The sequence below is a fragment of the Turicibacter sp. H121 genome (assembly GCF_001543345.1).
Classification (GTDB): Bacteria; Bacillota_I; Bacilli_A; order MOL361; family Turicibacteraceae; genus Turicibacter; species Turicibacter bilis.
Window position 1 is genome coordinate 2,266,734 of the sequence record NZ_CP013476.1, and the last position, 17,207, is coordinate 2,283,940.

Below are 17,207 nucleotides of genomic sequence, written 5' to 3' on the forward strand. Positions count from 1 at the left end.
GCTCATAGTTACTCTCACTCCTTCTTATCATTTATTAAAGATGAATATTAATTAGCAGCATTTGCAACAGTGGCAACCTGCTCAAGGATTTATTTTGTTTCCAGATACCAATCTAATGACGGCTACTTTAAAGAAGGTAACTGATGTTGGATCCATTGTTGGGCGTGCTCAATTTTTAGAAGAGTCTTTGATTATAATTGAAGGCGTTGAGAAAGAACAACTTGAACAAGGGTTAGCTCACAATCCACTCTCATTACTTCCAGGTAGGAAAGGAAATTGTTTAATTTATGGGCATCGAGAACAATTTTTATGGTCCCTAAAAGATCTTAAAGTTGGAGAACCAATTATCATTGAAAGCGTTGAAGGAATTTTTTATTATGCGGTTGATGAAATTTCAATTAGACTTCCTAATGATCCTTATATTTTTGAATCGACGGAGGAGAGTGTATTAACCTTAGTGACTTGTTACCCATTTGTTTATTATGGTCTGAATAAAGAGCGCTACGTTGTGAAAGCAACATTGAATTAGAGTCTAACGATATCGTTAGATTTTTTTTATGGATAAAAATGTTGAAAAGGGTAAAGAAGTGAATATAGTTATAAAAATTAGAAAGATCTATGCTATACTAGAAAACGAGAGTTAATGATAATCATTATCATAGATAACGTTAAGCGGAGAAGAAATGGAGTTGAAATAGATATGATGATCAATAAAAGGCTCATCTCGATTTGTGATGAATCCAAGAAATATATGGGGTTAACTATTTTATGTAGTTGGATTGGGATTATTTGTAATATCATTATTGTTTTATTAATTGGTCAATTAATAAATGTGATGGTAGCGGGACAAACATTAAATTTGACTAGTGGATCACTATGGACAGCAATGTCGGATTATATGTTAACGAAGCATGTCTCATTAACGATGGGGATTATTATTATTGTAATTGCCCTAATTGTTAAATTAGTGAGTCACCATTTATATGGGACATTTTCATATAAGTCATCTGCGAATGCACGTGCGACATTACGTCGTTTAGTATATGAGAAATTGTTACGTTTAGGGATGGATTATCAGAAATCTGAAAAGACATCAGGAGTTGTTCAACTTTCAATTGAAGGAGTAGAGCAGTTAGAAATTTACTTTGGTAAATATATCCCTCAATTTTTCTATTCACTTTTAGCACCTTTAACACTATTTGTTGTTATTTCGTTTATTTCATGGCAAGCGGCGTTAGTCTTTATGTTATGTGTCCCACTAATTCCCGTATCGATTATTGCCATTATGAAAGTAGCAAAACGTATTTTAAAAGAGTATTGGAATAACTACGCTAATTTAGGAGATACATTCTTAGAAAATTTACAAGGTTTAACAACGTTAAAAGTTTATGGTCAGGATGATCAAAAACATATTGAAATGAATGAAGAGGCCGAAGCTTTCCGTCGTATTACGATGAAAGTTTTAAGTATGCAATTAAATTCAATTAATATTATGGATTTAATTGCATTTGGTGGATCAGCACTTGGAACAATTGTTGCTCTTTATCAATTTAAAAATGGAAATCTTCAAGTTGGAGATTTAATTGTGATTATCTTATTATCATCAGAATTCTTTATCCCACTTCGTTTATTAGGTTCATATTTCCATATTGCGATGAATGGGATGGCGGCTTCAGATCGTATTTTTGCTTTATTGGATACAGAAGAAGAAGTGGTTAAGTCTCCAAAAGTGATTCCGGCTAGCGATCAGTTAAATATTAAAGTTGAAAATGTAAACTTTAGTTATGATGGCCAACGTCAAGTCTTAAAAGATATTTCATTGGACTTAACACCGGGTGGTTTAACTGCTATTGTTGGAGAGAGTGGAAGTGGTAAGAGTACAATGGCCGCTTTATTATTGGCGCAAAAGAAAGAACTGATGGCCTTTTTGAAAGATGGACGATTAGAAGTATCGAATAATCGTGCCGAACGTGCCATCAAAACCGTGGTGATTGGACGGAAAAATTACTTATTTTCAACAAGCTTATCAGGGGCTGAAGCCAATACGATCATTTATAGCGTCATTCCCTAGCAGTGGAGGATTAGATTATCTTCGATAATCGCCAGGTGACCCATCGAAACGGCTAAGGAACATGGCTTAAATGTCTATAAGTATTTAACTTATTTATTTGAACACCTACCAAATGTTGAGTTTTTAATGAAACCAAAGCTCTTGGAGGACTTTTTACCATGGGCAAAAAAGGTTCAAGAACATTGTAAAGGAATCTAAAAGAAAAGAGACCTCATCTGTACTTTCAGTCTACAGGTGAGGTCTCTTTTTTTCTATACATGTTATTATTACCCGCTTACGAAAGAAAGGATGCGAATATACTATAGAGACTCAAACAAATATATTCGTCAATGATGAGCTAGATGATTGAAAGGAGGGAGGCAGCAGTATCATCTGTTGCAGAATTGAATGTTAATAAATACGCCAAGTATTGAAGAAGATCTTGTTGATGAGGATGAGTCTTTATCTGAGACGTCTCAATTGAATAATCAATTAAGTAACCAGAATGAGCAAACGACGAATGCAAATGGTAGTTGGTATAAGGGGAGTACTTTTGCAGGAGTTTTAGTCATTATTTTATTTGTCGTTTGGTTTTTATATCGGATAGGTTGCCTTGGACATGATTAAAAAGGATGCTCTTCATCGTTGAAGGGCATCCTTTTCTTGAAATTGAATAATTGAACTTAGAAACTCATAAATATCTTGACGAGTCGTAGAGAATGACGTAATGAGTCGAATGATCGAGTGAGACTCGTCATAGGTATCCCAGACTAAAAACGTAAATCGTTGATGAAGATAGTCAATTAAAGAATTTGGAAAAATCGGAAAGAGTTGATTAGTATCACTATCGACGAGAAATGGAAAATTAAGTGTGCTTAAACCTTCTTTTAATAATTGTGCCATGCTATTTGCTTCTTGCTCAATTTTAAAATAAAGCTGATTTTGAAAAAGTTCTGCAAATTGAATGCCAAGAAGACGTCCTTTGGCTAAAAGTGCTCCTTTTTGCTTCATACTAAATCGAAAGCAGTCTTGAAGCAGTGGATTTGAAATGACGAGTGCTTCGCCAAATAAAGCGCCATTTTTTGTTCCACCAATATAAAAGGCATCAGTTAGATGAGCGTAGTCTGATAATTGTAGCGTATTAGAGGGAGCGGTTAAAGCGGATCCTAGCCGAGCTCCATCTAAGTAGAGATAAAGTTGATGATCTTGACAAAAATGAGAGAGCCTCTCTAACTCTTGCTTAGAATAAAGGGTTCCAAGTTCAGTTGGATTAGATAAATAAAGAAGTTTAGGTTTTAACATGTGTACCGTGTTATGAGCGGCAACGATTTTTTGTAATGCTTCAAGCGTGACTTTTCCATCAATACTTGGTATTTCGATGACTTTGTGTCCCGTGGCTTCAATTGAACCTGTTTCATTAAAGGCAATATGACCGGTTGAAGGAGAGAGAACTGCTTCATAAGGTCTTAGGACGTGTGAAATAAAGGTTAAATTGGTTTGAGTGCCACCCATCAAAAAGTGAATATCGCACTTTGTTGGATTGAGATATGTTTGAATGTATTCTTTTGCTTGTTGACAATAATAGTCTGTCCCATACCCTGGTGTTTGTAGCATATTTGTTTGCATTAAGGCGCTCATAATGGTAGGATGAGCTCCTTCAGCATAATCAATTTGAAAATTAATCATGAATTGAGGAGACGATTAGGTGTCTCCTTTCCTCCTCTCCATCCGTATTAGTTTCTTGGTATACTTTATTCAGTAGATGAGGGAAACATGTTAAGAAATCTAAGGTCATATAAAAGGAGTAGACAAGAGCAACGTTCTTTAAAAACGATAAAAATCTATCCAGATCGTGTGAAATATTTCCTAGAGATTTGATTTAACTTTAAAACTTATAGTGTGGATGCATAAATACGGAACGTCATTTCTAAATTCGAATAGATTTCTACTCCATACATACTAGTCGGAAAGAGAATCGTCACATTCATACCGAAAAGAATATCAAATTGTTCGTTTCATTCCTATTTAATATTAAGATTTACTTGTCATTAGTCGTTTTAACTCAAATTCCTTCATTATGAAGATAAGAACGAAGCAAATCTTTCATGACAGAGGGCTCATGATTACTACTTTTAAATCATTGGATTTGGCCCTACTATCTTACTATTCGCTTCACGTTCAGTAGCGGGAATTGTTAAAATGATTATGATAAGTAAACATGAATAAGTAATACAAGAACCTCAAACAAGCTCAATCAGCTGCATGATAAAGTATAGTCATTTGCAATAACCTGAGTAGAATGGATAAGAATTTAATGATGACTAGTTAAAATCAGTTTAATCCATCTCAGTTTATATGCATCATCGCACCGATAAGAAGATTGAATGAATGGTTGATGATGAAAAAAGATTAAGGTGCTTACAAATTTTAACTGAAATACTAGCCAAAATCTATGGAATAAGATAAGATATTATAACGATAATAATGTAAAGTGATAGAATGGAGTCGTTGTTGATGCTTACTAAATGGTTAACGAAACACTTAATTAAAAATAGTGATCAAGTCCAAGATGAAACGGTTCGAGAACGATATATTTATGTGGCGGGCATGGTCGGAGTAGTGGCCAATGTCTTATTATTCATCATTAAATTTATCGTTGGAATGTTAGCAGGAAGTATTGCGGTGATGGCAGATGCCTTTAATAATTTCTCTGACATGGCCTCATCTGTTATTACGATGGTCGGAGTTAAGTTAGCGAATCGTCCAGCCGATAAGGAACATCCACATGGACATGGGCGTATTGAATATATTTCGGCTTTAATTGTTGCTTTTATGGTGATGTTAGTTGGCGTACAATTTATTCAATCGTCGATTAATCGTATTTTAAATCCAAGTGAAATCAAGTTTGAATGGATTTCTTTTATTTTATTAGCTGTTTCTGTGTTAGTGAAACTTTGGCTAAGCCGATTTAACAAACAAATGGGAGAAACGATTCATTCAACGGCATTAAAGGCTGCTTCTATTGATGCGTTAGGGGATGTATTTACATCAAGTACTGTGTTACTTTCATTTTTAGTGGCACGTTTTACAACGTTCCCGATTGATGGATATGCAGGGGTTTTTGTTGCATGCTTTATCTTGTATGCGGGGTATTCATTAGTCAAAGAAACGATTAGTCCTTTACTAGGTGAAGCACCTGATGAAGAATTAGTGAATCAAATTTATGAACGTTTGTTATCGTTTGAATATGTCACAGGGGCACATGATTTAATGATTCATAACTATGGTGTTGGACGTATCATTGCTTCAATCCACGCTGAAATTCCAGCTGATATCGATGTCATGACGATTCATGATGTTATAGATGAGGCCGAGCGTCAAATCTCAGAGGAATTAAATTTACATTTAGTCATTCATATGGATCCTGTTTGTATTGAAACAGAAGAGATTAAAGTGATGAAAGCTGAATTAGAGAACATCATTAATGAGCATGATGTGATTATGTCGATGCATGATTTTAGAATCATTGGGCACGAACCGAATAGAAACTTAATCTTTGACTTAGTTGTCGATGGTTCAAAGCTGACAAAAGAAATCACGGAACAGAGTATTAAAGAAGAAGTCACTGAGCGTATTCAACAGGCTCATCCAAGCTATCGTTGTGTCATTGTCATTGATAAAATTTATACGTAATAAAAAAACTCGTAGACTTACACCCCTTGGTGCTTGGTCTACGAGTTTTGATTATAATGAGCAACTTTCTAATACTGCTTCAATGTGACCCGCCACTTTTACTTTACGATAAATTTTTGTAATGATTCCCGCTTCATCAATTAAGAAGGTTGAACGCTCAATACCAATGGCTTTTTTACCGTACATATTTTTTTCTTTTAAAACATCATATAAATGGCAGACAATTTCTTCATGATCAGAGAGTAAAATGAAGGGTAACTCGTGTTTAGTGATAAACTTTTCATGACTAGCGACACTATCACGACTAATTCCTAAAATCACCGCATTTTGTTCATTAAAGGATTCGATAGCATCACGGAAAGCTTTCGCTTGATTTGTACAACCAGGTGTATTATCACGTGGATAGAAGTATAAAATCACTTTACGTCCACGATAATCGTGTAATGAATGTTGTTGATGATCAGATCCCATTAAGGTAAAGTCAGGAGCTTCCATTCCTTCCGTTAAAATAACTGGTTCCATAAAACTCACTTCTTTCTTGTAAAATTATGTAATGATTTACAAATAATTATGCGCTATAATAGTCGGGTTGTAAAGAAATATGATAAGATATTGAAGCACTTTGCGCTATCATTGTGAACGAGATAAATAAATTTTATACGTGAATTGAAAAAATGTTGAAGGATGTGTCAAAAATGTTAATGATGTTATCACCAGCAAAAACATTTAAAACAATTGAATTAGAACCATTAGATTTATCAAATGAATTAATTTTTAAAAATAAAACAAAACAATTGGTTAATCAGTTACAAACTTATTCGGTGAGTGAGTTATCAACTTTAATGAAAATGTCTGAAGCACTTGCAGAAGTAAATGTAAAAAGGTTCGCTCAATTTTATGAAAAAAATCAACAAGGCATGTATGCCATTCATGCCTTTGAAGGAGAAGCTTATAAAGGGTTAGATTCGTTAAGTTTAAATCAAGAAGCACTTGAATTTTCAAAAGAGTCGCTTCGAATTTTATCTGGACTTTATGGAGTATTAAAACCATTTGATGTGATGAATCCTTATCGCTTAGAGATGGGATTATCATGGTCAGGAGAGCATGGGAAAGATTTATATCAGTATTGGAAAGAAGATTTAACGGTTCATTTCTTAAATGAATTAAGTGAAACAAAAGGGGATCAAGTCCTATTAAACTTAGCATCAAAAGAGTACAGTAAAGCTTTAAATTTAAAACAAATTGAGAAAACGTATCCTGTGATTACGATTGAATTTAAAGAGCAAAAAGGTGAGGCGTTTAAAGTGGTGGGGATGTATGCTAAACGCGCACGCGGTCAAATGGCGCGTTATATTTTAAACCATCAAATTCATGAGGTTGAACAAGTTAAAGCATTTAATGAAGGAGGCTATACGTTTAATCCAGATTTATCAACCGAAAAAACATGGATTTTTACCCGTTAGCTTGACTGTCATAGCGATAAAATGGTAAAATTTATCAATAGATAAAGGGTGAGACTTTTATCCGAAGAGAGATCGGGTGAAATGATTTGAGATTAAAAGAGGGGAGAGGCAGCTAATGAAGATTAACTGCACGATTTGCTAGTGGACTGCCCATTCTAATGCACATTTAGAATGGGGTTACGATAAAGTAGCTCCATGTTAATTAACGACATAGGAGTGAAGAAAATGAAACGTAATATAGGAATTGATTATATTTACCGATTTTTATCATCATTTGATATAACAGCAGCGATTTGGGTCTTATTTTTAGCCTATAAAGGAATGACACTCATTGAAATTGGGTTATTAGAGAGCATTTATCATAGTTGCAATTTAATTTTTGAAATTCCAACTGGAGCGATGGCAGATTTGCTCGGGCGTAAAAAAATGATTATTCTTTCACGCTTAGCAGCTATGATCTCGTCCATCGTTTTACTAGTCTCACAGTCTTTTGTTGGATTTGCGATTGGCTTTATTTTCTCAGCTTTTAGCGGAAATTTAAATTCAGGTTCTGAAGAGGCGCTCGTTTACGATAGTTTTATTTCGATTGATCAAACTGAAGAGTATTTGACATTTAATAGTCGATTAAATGTATTGATTGAAGTGGCTCAAGCGTTAGCCGTTTTTATTGGAGGTCTTTTAGCTGAAGTTAGTTTTGAGTTAAGCTATATGATTGCAATTTTAATGGCGATAGGGGCCTTGAGTGTCGCTTTACAATTTAAAGAACCAATGATTCATGAAACTCAAGAATGTTTATCTGTGAAAGATCATTTTCAACAATGCTGTATCATGATGAAATTAAATCGTCGTCTTTTAGCCATGCTACTTTATTTTCCGTTAATGATGACATTTACAACGGTCATCTATTTTTATGCTCAAGCTTATTTTTCAGATTTTTCTTATTCAAAATCTACTATCTCCTTCATTTTTTTAGTGAATGGATTAGTGAGTGCACTTGGTGCATTACTAGCTGAAAAAGTTGAAAGGTGGTGCCAGGGAAAGGCTTGGTTATTTGTACCGCTTAGTATGAGTGTGATGATTTGTATATTTGGATATGTTGAGGCTAAAGTTGCCATTTTTGTTTTTTACTTGATTAATTTCTTAAGTGCTAGTTTATATCCAATTAGCAGTGTTTATGTGAATGAAGAGACGCCATCTGAAAAGCGAGCAACGATTATTTCAGTAAGTAGTATGATGTTTTCCCTTATGATGATTTTAATTTTTCCGTTTTGTGGATGGTTAGGAGAAAGAGTTGGGTTAGCGCAAGCATTTCAAGTCATTGGTTTATTAAATCTTTTGATTGTAGGAACGATTGCTCTAATTAGAAAATAAAAGCATAAAACGTGACTCATTGAGTCACGTTTTATGCTTTTAAGAGATTTAGTTGTTGCTTGAGTTCATGAATCACTTGTGATTCGATTTCATATTTTTCATATTGTTCATTTAACATTCGATCAACATAATTGGCTTTATGGGGAATTCGATTTTCTTTTTTGATTTGAGTTAAGTGAATTAAAAGCTGTTCTGTTTGTTTCAGCTGTCGTTGTGAATCTTCATATTGAGCTTTTAAGTCTTCATAATTAGGTAAATCAGATACAGTTTTTGACATATAAATCACCTCCTAATTAGAATACTCCCTGTTTTTTGTATATTTTATGCAAGAAATGTTGTTTCATACAGTAATTTGCAGCATTTTTAAGGTATAGTACTGTAGAGTATGTCGTATAAATAAGAAAAAGGAAGGTATCGTATGATTTTTATTTTAGTGGAACTGGAAACTCACAAGCAGTGGCGAATGAAATTGGAAGTTATCAAAACGAGCGACTAGTCTCAATTGCTCAGGCTATGAAATTAGAACAATTCACTTATTCATTGGAGTCAGAAGAAAAAGTTATTTTTGTGTTTCCGATTTATGCGTGGTCACCGCCTCAACTAGTTGTTGATTTTATAAAAAAACTTTCTTTTAATGGAAGGATTCCAACTTATTTAAGTGTCATTGTTACATGTGGTCAAAATATAGGAGAAACTGAACGCGTCATTCAACGTCTATTTGAACAAAAAAATTGGCGATTACAGAGTTTTTATACGTTAGTCATGCCTAATAATTATCTGATTTTAGGAACAGTGGACTCTAAAGAAGAGATTAGAGAAAAACTTGATGTAGTTAAAGAGAAAATCCTTCAATTAAATAAAAGTATCGCCCATTTAAAAGTTGAGAGACAGCTTATTAAAGGCCCATTACCTAAACTTTTAACGACTGTAGGAGGACGCCTCTTTCATTCATTTGGCAGAAGTGTTAAGCCATTTTTTGCCAATGACCACTGTATTTCTTGTAAGGTCTGTGAAAAAATATGTCCTACGGGATGTATTACGGTTGAAGGGAAGCCAATGTGGGAGGGAGAGTGTACTCAATGTTTGGCCTGTTTGCATTATTGTCCTAAATCTGCGATTCAGTACGGACACCACATGGGAAATAAATCACGATATACCCATCCCGATATTTTATGGTATCAGTTAAATCAAACTCAAGAAGTCGAATAAATATCGACTTCTTTTATTTCTTTCTTTATGAATAAATGTTAAAACTTAACTCATTTTCACAAAGGATATAATTAATTATTAAGGATGATCCTGAATTATTCATGACCATTCAAAAAAAGCTGTGGACAAACTAAATTTTAGTCTAAACCACAGCTTTTTATCGTTTTAATCTTAAATTTGAGTTAATTCATACTCCAAATCTCTAAAAAAGGGTAGACTCCCCCCTTGGTGATGTGTTTCTCTAAAAAATATCTCATTTTCAAAGAACGACTTCAGTCACTTACTCTAACTGAATGGCCTGAATCGTTTTTAAACAGTGATGGAAAACTTCTTTGTAAGGATGGTGACTACAGAGTTTGAACATGATTCTTCGTGATTGTTTCACTCGCTTGGCAGCGATTTTAATGAGTTTGATCCGTAAGGTTTCAATCTGCATCTTAGAAAACTCATGAGGTAATGTTAATCGTCTGAATCCATTGATGAGATTGTAAGCTAACACCATGAGTTGAATTCGGTTAACATTTGTCATCCAGTGCTTATGACTGACTTTATCCATTCTAAATCCATTTTTACACTCTTTGATATAGTTTTCCATCGTCCCACGTTTAGCGTATAGACTGATAACCATCTCCGGTCTTGTTTCCATGTTCGTCACTAAAAATAAATAATCGGGAATAAGTTCGCCTGCTTTTCGTCTCACTTGAACGATGACACGTCTTGGCCGATCCCAACTTTTTGCTTGATACTCAAACTCCCCATAGAATTGTTGAGAATATTGAAGTGAACACTCTTCCAAAAAAACATCCATTACTTCTTTAGCTAAACGATAGAGAGTAGCATTTGCCTTTAAACGGATCACATAGTTTGTGTTTAACGTTTCGCATAACTTATACAGTTCCTTATGAGCAAATCCACTATCTCCGCGAACGATTCGATAGCTCGATGGAAACCTCTTTTGATAGTGTGATAATAAGGGACCGATAAAAGAAACGATATTTCGTGAGGTATAAACATTCCCCGCACGAAGCTCAACTTTTAAACAGTCTCCAGTCATTCCATCAAAAACCATGAGAGGATGAAAGCCTTGTGCTTGATAGTGGGCATTAAAGGCCTTCCCATATTGATGACCATAGGTTTGAAAATGAGTGGAATCCACATCAAAAATAAAATGATTAGGCGTTTCGACTTGATAAAATTGCGATAATAGTTTTTGATTGATGAGTTCAAATTGCTTGCTTGTTTCCTTCGTCAATCGATGAGTAAAACGAGATAAAGTCGGTTGAGAAGCTAACGAGGGCTTATCAAGCAAAGTAGTTAATAAAGGGTCAACTCGTAACTCATCCGCATCATCAGCACAGTGATAACCAGCAATGGTTTGATAAATTTGTTGGAGACAGAGGTCGTGATTCGTATGAGTTCGAATCGCCTGATCAGTCTCTAAATAAAAATACTGTTTTAAGAGTTCTGGAAACTTCATGTGATGCATAAATTCTTGGATTAACAACAGTCCTGCATCCGACGTTAAATCCCCACCCTTGAAATTAAATTTAATCTTTTTATTGAAACGAAGTTGTTCTTGATGTATCATAAAAATGTAATCTCTCCTTAGTTTTGGTTTGGCGATTAAAACGATATCAAAAGAGAGATTATTTTCATAGTAAAATGCTTCACTTAAAAGGTGAAATAAAAAATAAAGAAAAAGCGTTGATTCCACTAAGGACTCAACGCTTTTTACATTTTTATAGTGAATAATTTAGGATGATACATATTTTTTATCATTTTAAAAGATGATATTCGTTTAATGTAGTCTTTTTTTAGTGAGCAAATAACGTATATATTCGAACAGAAAGCAAATAATTTTAATGTTAAATGTTATTTATTAGACATAAATCAATTTTAGGTCATAGCGGGTAGTTTGAATAAAAGGTAGTTAAAAAGACGCTCAATAAGTTATATTAACATGACCAAAAATGTAGAAAATTTGATGTAAAAAACAGTTTAATGATGTTAAAAAAAACATAAAACTGTAAAAAAAAACGTAGGTAACCGGTTACCTATTTAATGAAAGGGATATTAAATTGTGAAAAAATATAATATAATCATACATGTAAGCAATGTGGCTAACATGATTAAAGTTCACATTTGATATCGAATTAAATAAAGGTTTTATGGTTACTTAGGAGGAGGATTTAAGTATGTTTAAGTATTTACAACGTACAGGGAAAGCCTTAATGCTTCCAATCGCTGCCTTACCAATCGCTGGTATTTTATTAGGAATTGGTGGAGCATTTTTAGGTATTGCTGGAATGACTGATGCGCCAGCTATTTATCAATCAATTGCTAATGGAATTAATAACTCAGATTTCTTAACAGCACTTTTAACAATTATGAATAATATTGGGAACATTGTTTTCGGAAACTTACCAATTTTATTCGCAGTTGGAGTAGCAGCAGGTCTTGCGAAAAAAGATAAAGCAACAGCTGCATTAGCTTCAGTATTTGGTTTCTTAGTAATGAATGAAGTTATTTCAACATTATTAGGGTTAGGAATGACTAAATTAGGTGTCGTAACTGCTGACAATGTTGGAGAATACGGTACTTATGTAACAACAAACCTTGGTATTTTCACATTAAACATGTCAGTGTTTGGTGGGATTATTACAGGGATGGTAACATCAGCGTTACATAATAGATTCTTTAATATTCAATTCCACCCTGTATTATCATTCTTCGCAGGATCTCGTTTCGTTCCAATTATCACATCATTAGTAATGGCAGTTGTGGGAGTTATCTTAGCTTTCGTTTGGCCATTCGTTCAAGATGGAATTGGGGCATTAGCAAATGTTGTTAATTCATCAGGAATTTTTGGTTCATTCTTATTTGGATTAGTTGAACGTTCATGTGTGCCATTCGGATTACATCACGTATTCTATACACCATTCTGGTATGGATCTTTCGTTGAGGCTAACTTATTAATTGGTGGTCAAGATGTTCTTGTTCAAGGAGCAAACACTGCTTATTTCGTTCAATTAGGATCGATGGGAGATTTAGTAGGTTTAGATTCAGCAAGAATGCATGAAATTGTTATGGGAACAACAAGTTTCTTAGCTGGTAAATTTCCATTCATGATGTTCGGTTTACCAGGGGCAGCTTTAGCAATGTACAAATGTGCTAAACCTGAAAAACGTCAAGCTGTAGGTGGTTTATTAGGAGCTGCGGCATTAACAACTGTTTTAACTGGTATTACTGAACCATTAGAATTCACATTCTTATTCGTTGCACCAGTGTTATTCGTTGTGCATGCAGTATTTGCTGGATTATCATTCATGTTAATGGCAATGTTAGATGTATTCATCGGGATGACATTCTCTGGTGGATTAATTGATTTCGTTTTATTCGGATTATTACCTGCAGGAGCTGGTGTAGCCACTCACTGGTATTGGGTATTAGTCGTTGGTGTTGTTTACTTTGCTTTATACTTCGTTGTATTTAGCTTCTTAATTAAAAAATTAAACTTAAAAACACCAGGTCGTGAAGATGATAACGAAGAAGTAAAATTATTCTCTAAAAAAGACTTCCAAGAACGTAACGGTGGATCTGCAGAAGCAACAACAGCTACAGCTGGAACTGATGAATGGAAAGAAAAAGCACCATTAGTATTAGAAGCATTAGGTGGAGCAGAAAATATTGAGAACTTAGATGCATGTATTACACGTTTACGTGTTGAAGTTGGAGATACTTCTAAAGTTGATAAAGATCGCTTAAAAGCTTTAGGTGCGGCAGGAGTTATGGAAGTTAAAGGTGGAGTTCAAGCAATCTTCGGTGGAAACTCAAATACTCTTAAAAACCACATTTTAGATATTATTGGTGACTAATCAATAGAATAATAACACTTCAAATGAAAATGACTAACCATTCGGTTAGTCATTTTTTTATAGTAATGGTTATAGAACGGAGTGTTATTTAAGTGATTGAATGATTTACTGTAAATCTATTATTGATATATAAGTTCAGATCAGTTTTTCATATTGTAAAAACTAAAGCCCTAGCAGTAGAGGAATAGATTTCTTTCAGAAATCGCTAGGTGACCCAAGCCCTAGTCATGGAGGAATAGATTTCTTTCAGAAATCGCTAGGTGACCCAAGGACTATATGACGTCTTAGTATGAAAGCTAATGTTTAACTAAAGCTGCTATAAAATAGTAACATACATTTCTGCTTTTATATAAGTTAATAAAAAATTACATATCGATCATATTGATGATCTAAAAAGTAAAGAAAAAAGACCAGTCTATGAAGACTAGTCTTTATAATCTCCCTCACTTTAAATTAAGCTTTGCCCCATCATTTGGTCTAAAAGAGATTGACTCATCAATGGTGCTTGATTAGTTAAAGTACTTTGAGGGGTAACTGCTGGTTGTCCCACCATTTGTTGCATATAAGCTGTTTGATTCATCATTGCATGCTGTGTTGTAACAGGTGCTTGCGTTGCCATTTGAGCCATTGCTTGAGTTGGTTGCGCATAAAGCGTTGGCTGGTTAATAACGGTTGGACCTGCTAAGTATTCATCATAACGATATGATTCAACACTTTCTTGTCGATTTACGACATAATTGTGTTGGTTATGGTGATGGTGGACATTACGAACCACAACTGGAATGACATGATCGACACGGTGATAATGATGTTGCTGAGGAACACAAGTAACAGTTGGCTCAACGACTTGGCAACAAGTTTCATATTGACCCATTGGTGGCATAGCTGGCATCGGTACACTTCCCATAGGTGCACCACCCATCACAGGTGCACCTCCTACAACTGGAGCACTACCTGGACATCTCATATTTTGTTTCATAATTTGCTACATCCTTTCACTTTGTAATTCAGTTACAGTATAGTATATTATTTTTTCCTAAAAAGGCATTGACTCTTGCCTAAATGTTTCATTTACAAAATAATATTCGTGAAAGTAGATTATGGATTGAAAAATGTTTTATAATATAAGGGAAATAAATGAGGTGACAAGATGAAAAATATTATCTATCCAAACTATAATTGTTGTATTTTAAATACAATTGCAACTGTAATGAAGTATTATGGACTTCCATGTGAATATACGGTATTACCTGAGCTTGAAGCAGCTCTTGCTAAGAAATATAAAACGATTGTTTTAATGGTGTTTGATGGAATGGGCATTGACGCCTTAGAGAAAAACTTAAAGCCAACTGATTTTTTAAATCAACACATTAAATCTGAACTAACATCAGTCGTTCCATCGACAACAACAGCGGCGATGACTGCATATTATGCTGGAAAATCTCCACTTGAACATGGTTGGTTAGGATGGTCTTTATACTTTAAAGAATATGGACGCTATATCGATACCTTTATCAATACAGATAGTCATACTGGAGAAAAATTAGAACTTCCTCATGCCGGGCATGAATTAATGCCATATACTCATATTCTTGATCAAATTGAACAGGCAACCCATCATCAGACAAAGGCTTATATGATCGAACCAGCCTATATTGATTACAAAGGTAAAAATCAAAAAATTGGTGTTGAAGATGCTAAAGGATTGTTTGAAGAGGTAGAAAAGCTTTGTCAAACAGATGAAGAAAAATTCGTCTTTGCTTACTGGACAGATCCTGATAAAACGATGCATGGAACAGGGTGTTACTCAGAAGAGACAAAACAAAAATTACAAGAAATCAATGATTTATTAGCGGTGTTATCAGAAACGATGGAAGATACCTTAATTATTGTTTCTGCTGACCATGGCTTAATTGATGTGGAAAATAAAACGTATTTAAATGAGTATCCTCAATTAACAGATTGCTTCTTAATGCCACCATTCATTGAAGGACGTTTAATGTCATTCTTCATTCGTGAGGATTTACGTGACACGTTTAAACAACGCTTTAATGAGTTATTTAGTGATGATTTCATCTTACTAACACGACAGGAAGCATTACAGAAGCAATTATTTGGTCCTGGAGAACCTCATAAAAAAACATTAGATTTTATTGGTGATTATATTGCTTGTGCAACCGGGCGTAAATTATTTGATTACATGCCGCTGACTAAAACGAAGAAATTTGAATTTACAGCGACTCATGCGGGTTTAACACGTGAAGAAATGTTAGTCCCATTAATCCTAGTTGAATCAAAATAAAATGAAAAGAACCTAGTCCAGAAGAACGATTTCTGTCTCTAGGTTCTTTTTTTAGTCTTTCACAATGGGGGCATTGTCCGTAATTTATTCCCCGTCAAATGATTGTAAATCAGCGAAGCATCGAAGTAATATTGATTTTTAATCACCATATTTTTCGTCAATAATCCCGATGTATGATGCATTTAAGTAAAAACAAACAGCTTTTAAAACGATATTATTTTGATAGGATTTAAATGGTGAATAGACATTTAACTGATTGATTTCTTCTAACCCTCATAGGTATATGGTGCTTCAATCTTAGTAAAGAAATTGGATAAGCTGGGGATGATAGTTTAGAAAAAGAAAAGAAGATTGCCTTTACATGTTTATACTCACCGACATATGATGCAGTATAGCATAATAAAGAGGTGTAGTATTCTATGCAAGTAGGTGACATCATTGTTAGAAAATCTTATCAGAAAGACATGAAATTTACAATTGTTAAAATTATCAATCATCAGGCTATCTTGAACGGTTTAAATTATCGCTTAATTGCAGATGCAGATCTGGATGATTTAGAATGTGTTGAATCAAGGTTATTGATTTCAAATAAATGGTCTAAACTAAAAAATAAAGATTCAAAATTAATTGATTCACCACCTAAGCTATTAAAGCAATACCCTCATTATCAAACCATCTCGAATCATCAAAATATGAAGTTTGGTCGAATTTTGCATTTAGATGGAAATATGTTATATTTTAAAAAATGTTGTTCATTGTATAAGAAGTTAAACTTAACAGTTGATGCTTACTGTATTAAAGAATGCTATCAACCGCTGTTTATTTCAGAATTACTTAGCTTGCATCATCCAGATATTTTAATCCTCACAGGTCATGATTCAATGACAAAAGAGAAGCGTTACTCTATGACACCGTCTCATTATAAAAATTCCCGATTTTTTGTTGAATCGATTAAGGCGGCACGGAAGGTCTATAAAGATTATGATGATCTTATTATATTTGCTGGAGGGTGTCAATCGAATTACGAAGCTCTGATGAATGCAGGAGCAAACTTTGCAAGTGCTCCTAAACGATCACTGATTAATATTTATGACCCAGTTTATGTCGCCTCTATCCTTTCTACTTCTTCAATCTCAACTGTTATTGATTTGAATGTCCTACTAGAAAGTGGTTTGTTCACAGATACAGATATTGGTGGTTTAGAAACGAGAGGGAAAAGTCGAATCATTAAACCTGGATATTAG

16 protein-coding genes are annotated in these 17,207 nt (G+C 34.2%); 11 read left to right on the plus strand and 5 right to left on the minus strand.

All coding sequences use genetic code 11. The features are described from left to right. The first annotated feature begins 61 nt into the window (after window positions 1–61). The 4 genes from AT726_RS10890 to AT726_RS10900 all read left to right on the plus strand — a co-directional run bounded on the left by AT726_RS10890 (window position 62) and on the right by AT726_RS10900 (window position 2,677). Entirely contained in the window at window positions 62–529 is a 468-nt protein-coding gene (locus AT726_RS10890) for a class D sortase (RefSeq protein WP_144436969.1), read from the plus strand. Window positions 530–700: 171 nt separating this feature from the next. Further along, the gene (locus AT726_RS10895; protein WP_082704902.1) at window positions 701–2,071 is read left to right on the plus strand and encodes an ABC transporter transmembrane domain-containing protein; all 1,371 of its coding nucleotides are present in this window, start codon (window positions 701–703) and stop codon (window positions 2,069–2,071) included. Window positions 2,072–2,113: 42 nt separating this feature from the next. Next, entirely contained in the window at window positions 2,114–2,269 is a 156-nt protein-coding gene (locus tag AT726_RS13635) for a transposase domain-containing protein (RefSeq protein WP_082704926.1), read from the plus strand. A gap of 189 nt (window positions 2,270–2,458) precedes the next feature. Then, entirely contained in the window at window positions 2,459–2,677 is a 219-nt protein-coding gene (locus tag AT726_RS10900) for a hypothetical protein (RefSeq protein ID WP_055242137.1), read from the plus strand. Between the two features lie 12 nt (window positions 2,678–2,689). Here the strand turns inward: AT726_RS10900 and AT726_RS10905 are convergent, their stop codons facing one another. Beyond that, window positions 2,690–3,736, minus strand: a complete 1,047-nt coding sequence (locus AT726_RS10905; RefSeq protein WP_068759567.1) for a threonine aldolase family protein — start codon at window positions 3,734–3,736, stop codon at window positions 2,690–2,692. Between the two features lie 828 nt (window positions 3,737–4,564). On the opposite strand from AT726_RS10905, the gene AT726_RS10910 reads away from it, so the two are divergent. Continuing rightward, window positions 4,565–5,743 carry a cation diffusion facilitator family transporter gene (locus AT726_RS10910; protein ID WP_068759568.1) on the plus strand — a complete coding sequence of 393 codons (1,179 nt, stop codon included), beginning with the start codon at window positions 4,565–4,567 and terminating at the stop codon, window positions 5,741–5,743. Window positions 5,744–5,794: 51 nt separating this feature from the next. Here the strand turns inward: AT726_RS10910 and bcp are convergent, their stop codons facing one another. Next, window positions 5,795–6,265 carry a thioredoxin-dependent thiol peroxidase gene (gene bcp, locus AT726_RS10915; RefSeq protein WP_068759569.1) on the minus strand — a complete coding sequence of 157 codons (471 nt, stop codon included), beginning with the start codon at window positions 6,263–6,265 and terminating at the stop codon, window positions 5,795–5,797. A 173-nt stretch (window positions 6,266–6,438) separates the two neighbouring features. Between bcp and yaaA the strand changes: the two genes are divergently transcribed. Both yaaA and AT726_RS10925 read left to right on the plus strand, forming a co-directional pair. Beyond that, window positions 6,439–7,206 carry a peroxide stress protein YaaA gene (gene yaaA / locus AT726_RS10920; RefSeq protein WP_068759570.1) on the plus strand — a complete coding sequence of 256 codons (768 nt, stop codon included), beginning with the start codon at window positions 6,439–6,441 and terminating at the stop codon, window positions 7,204–7,206. Window positions 7,207–7,431: 225 nt separating this feature from the next. Then, window positions 7,432–8,577 (plus strand): MFS transporter, encoded by a 1,146-nt coding sequence (locus tag AT726_RS10925; protein ID WP_158508552.1) that lies wholly within the window; start codon window positions 7,432–7,434, stop codon window positions 8,575–8,577. Window positions 8,578–8,608: 31 nt separating this feature from the next. Here the strand turns inward: AT726_RS10925 and AT726_RS10930 are convergent, their stop codons facing one another. Beyond that, on the minus strand, window positions 8,609–8,854 hold the full coding sequence (locus tag AT726_RS10930; protein ID WP_068759572.1) for a hypothetical protein: 246 nt from the start codon (window positions 8,852–8,854) through the stop codon (window positions 8,609–8,611). A gap of 179 nt (window positions 8,855–9,033) precedes the next feature. Between AT726_RS10930 and AT726_RS10935 the strand changes: the two genes are divergently transcribed. Next, complete coding sequence (locus AT726_RS10935; protein ID WP_068759573.1) at window positions 9,034–9,786, plus strand: EFR1 family ferrodoxin; 753 nt, start codon at window positions 9,034–9,036, stop codon at window positions 9,784–9,786. A gap of 280 nt (window positions 9,787–10,066) precedes the next feature. Here AT726_RS10935 and AT726_RS10940 read toward each other — a convergent pair whose 3' ends face one another. Beyond that, window positions 10,067–11,374 (minus strand): IS1380 family transposase, encoded by a 1,308-nt coding sequence (locus AT726_RS10940; protein ID WP_055275552.1) that lies wholly within the window; start codon window positions 11,372–11,374, stop codon window positions 10,067–10,069. 607 nt (window positions 11,375–11,981) lie between these two features. Between AT726_RS10940 and AT726_RS10945 the strand changes: the two genes are divergently transcribed. Next, on the plus strand, window positions 11,982–13,661 hold the full coding sequence (locus AT726_RS10945) for a PTS transporter subunit EIIC (RefSeq protein ID WP_068759574.1): 1,680 nt from the start codon (window positions 11,982–11,984) through the stop codon (window positions 13,659–13,661). Window positions 13,662–14,109: 448 nt separating this feature from the next. Here the strand turns inward: AT726_RS10945 and AT726_RS10950 are convergent, their stop codons facing one another. Next, on the minus strand, window positions 14,110–14,640 hold the full coding sequence (locus AT726_RS10950; RefSeq protein WP_144436970.1) for a hypothetical protein: 531 nt from the start codon (window positions 14,638–14,640) through the stop codon (window positions 14,110–14,112). A 171-nt stretch (window positions 14,641–14,811) separates the two neighbouring features. On the opposite strand from AT726_RS10950, the gene AT726_RS10955 reads away from it, so the two are divergent. Further along, complete coding sequence (locus tag AT726_RS10955) at window positions 14,812–15,963, plus strand: alkaline phosphatase family protein (protein ID WP_055275329.1); 1,152 nt, start codon at window positions 14,812–14,814, stop codon at window positions 15,961–15,963. Between the two features lie 419 nt (window positions 15,964–16,382). Next, window positions 16,383–17,207, plus strand: coding sequence for a sporulation peptidase YabG (locus AT726_RS10960; protein WP_068759575.1), 825 nt, complete (start codon window positions 16,383–16,385; stop codon window positions 17,205–17,207).

What these genes read in the sequence shown, in the direction of transcription:
- yaaA (WP_068759570.1), top strand. Translation starts at nt 6,439, where the DNA reads ATGTTAATGATGTTATCACCAGCAAAAACATTTAAAACAATTGAATTA.
- AT726_RS10925 (WP_158508552.1), top strand. Translation starts at nt 7,432, where the DNA reads ATGAAACGTAATATAGGAATTGATTATATTTACCGATTTTTATCATCA.
- AT726_RS10955 (WP_055275329.1), top strand. Translation starts at nt 14,812, where the DNA reads ATGAAAAATATTATCTATCCAAACTATAATTGTTGTATTTTAAATACA.
- AT726_RS10905 (WP_068759567.1), bottom strand. Translation starts at nt 3,736, where the DNA reads ATGATTAATTTTCAAATTGATTATGCTGAAGGAGCTCATCCTACCATT.
- AT726_RS10895 (WP_082704902.1), top strand. Translation starts at nt 701, where the DNA reads ATGATGATCAATAAAAGGCTCATCTCGATTTGTGATGAATCCAAGAAA.
- AT726_RS10930 (WP_068759572.1), bottom strand. Translation starts at nt 8,854, where the DNA reads ATGTCAAAAACTGTATCTGATTTACCTAATTATGAAGACTTAAAAGCT.
- AT726_RS10945 (WP_068759574.1), top strand. Translation starts at nt 11,982, where the DNA reads ATGTTTAAGTATTTACAACGTACAGGGAAAGCCTTAATGCTTCCAATC.
- bcp (WP_068759569.1), bottom strand. Translation starts at nt 6,265, where the DNA reads ATGGAACCAGTTATTTTAACGGAAGGAATGGAAGCTCCTGACTTTACC.
- AT726_RS10910 (WP_068759568.1), top strand. Translation starts at nt 4,565, where the DNA reads ATGCTTACTAAATGGTTAACGAAACACTTAATTAAAAATAGTGATCAA.
- AT726_RS10940 (WP_055275552.1), bottom strand. Translation starts at nt 11,374, where the DNA reads ATGATACATCAAGAACAACTTCGTTTCAATAAAAAGATTAAATTTAAT.
- AT726_RS10900 (WP_055242137.1), top strand. Translation starts at nt 2,459, where the DNA reads ATGTTAATAAATACGCCAAGTATTGAAGAAGATCTTGTTGATGAGGAT.
- AT726_RS10950 (WP_144436970.1), bottom strand. Translation starts at nt 14,640, where the DNA reads ATGAAACAAAATATGAGATGTCCAGGTAGTGCTCCAGTTGTAGGAGGT.
- AT726_RS10960 (WP_068759575.1), top strand. Translation starts at nt 16,383, where the DNA reads ATGCAAGTAGGTGACATCATTGTTAGAAAATCTTATCAGAAAGACATG.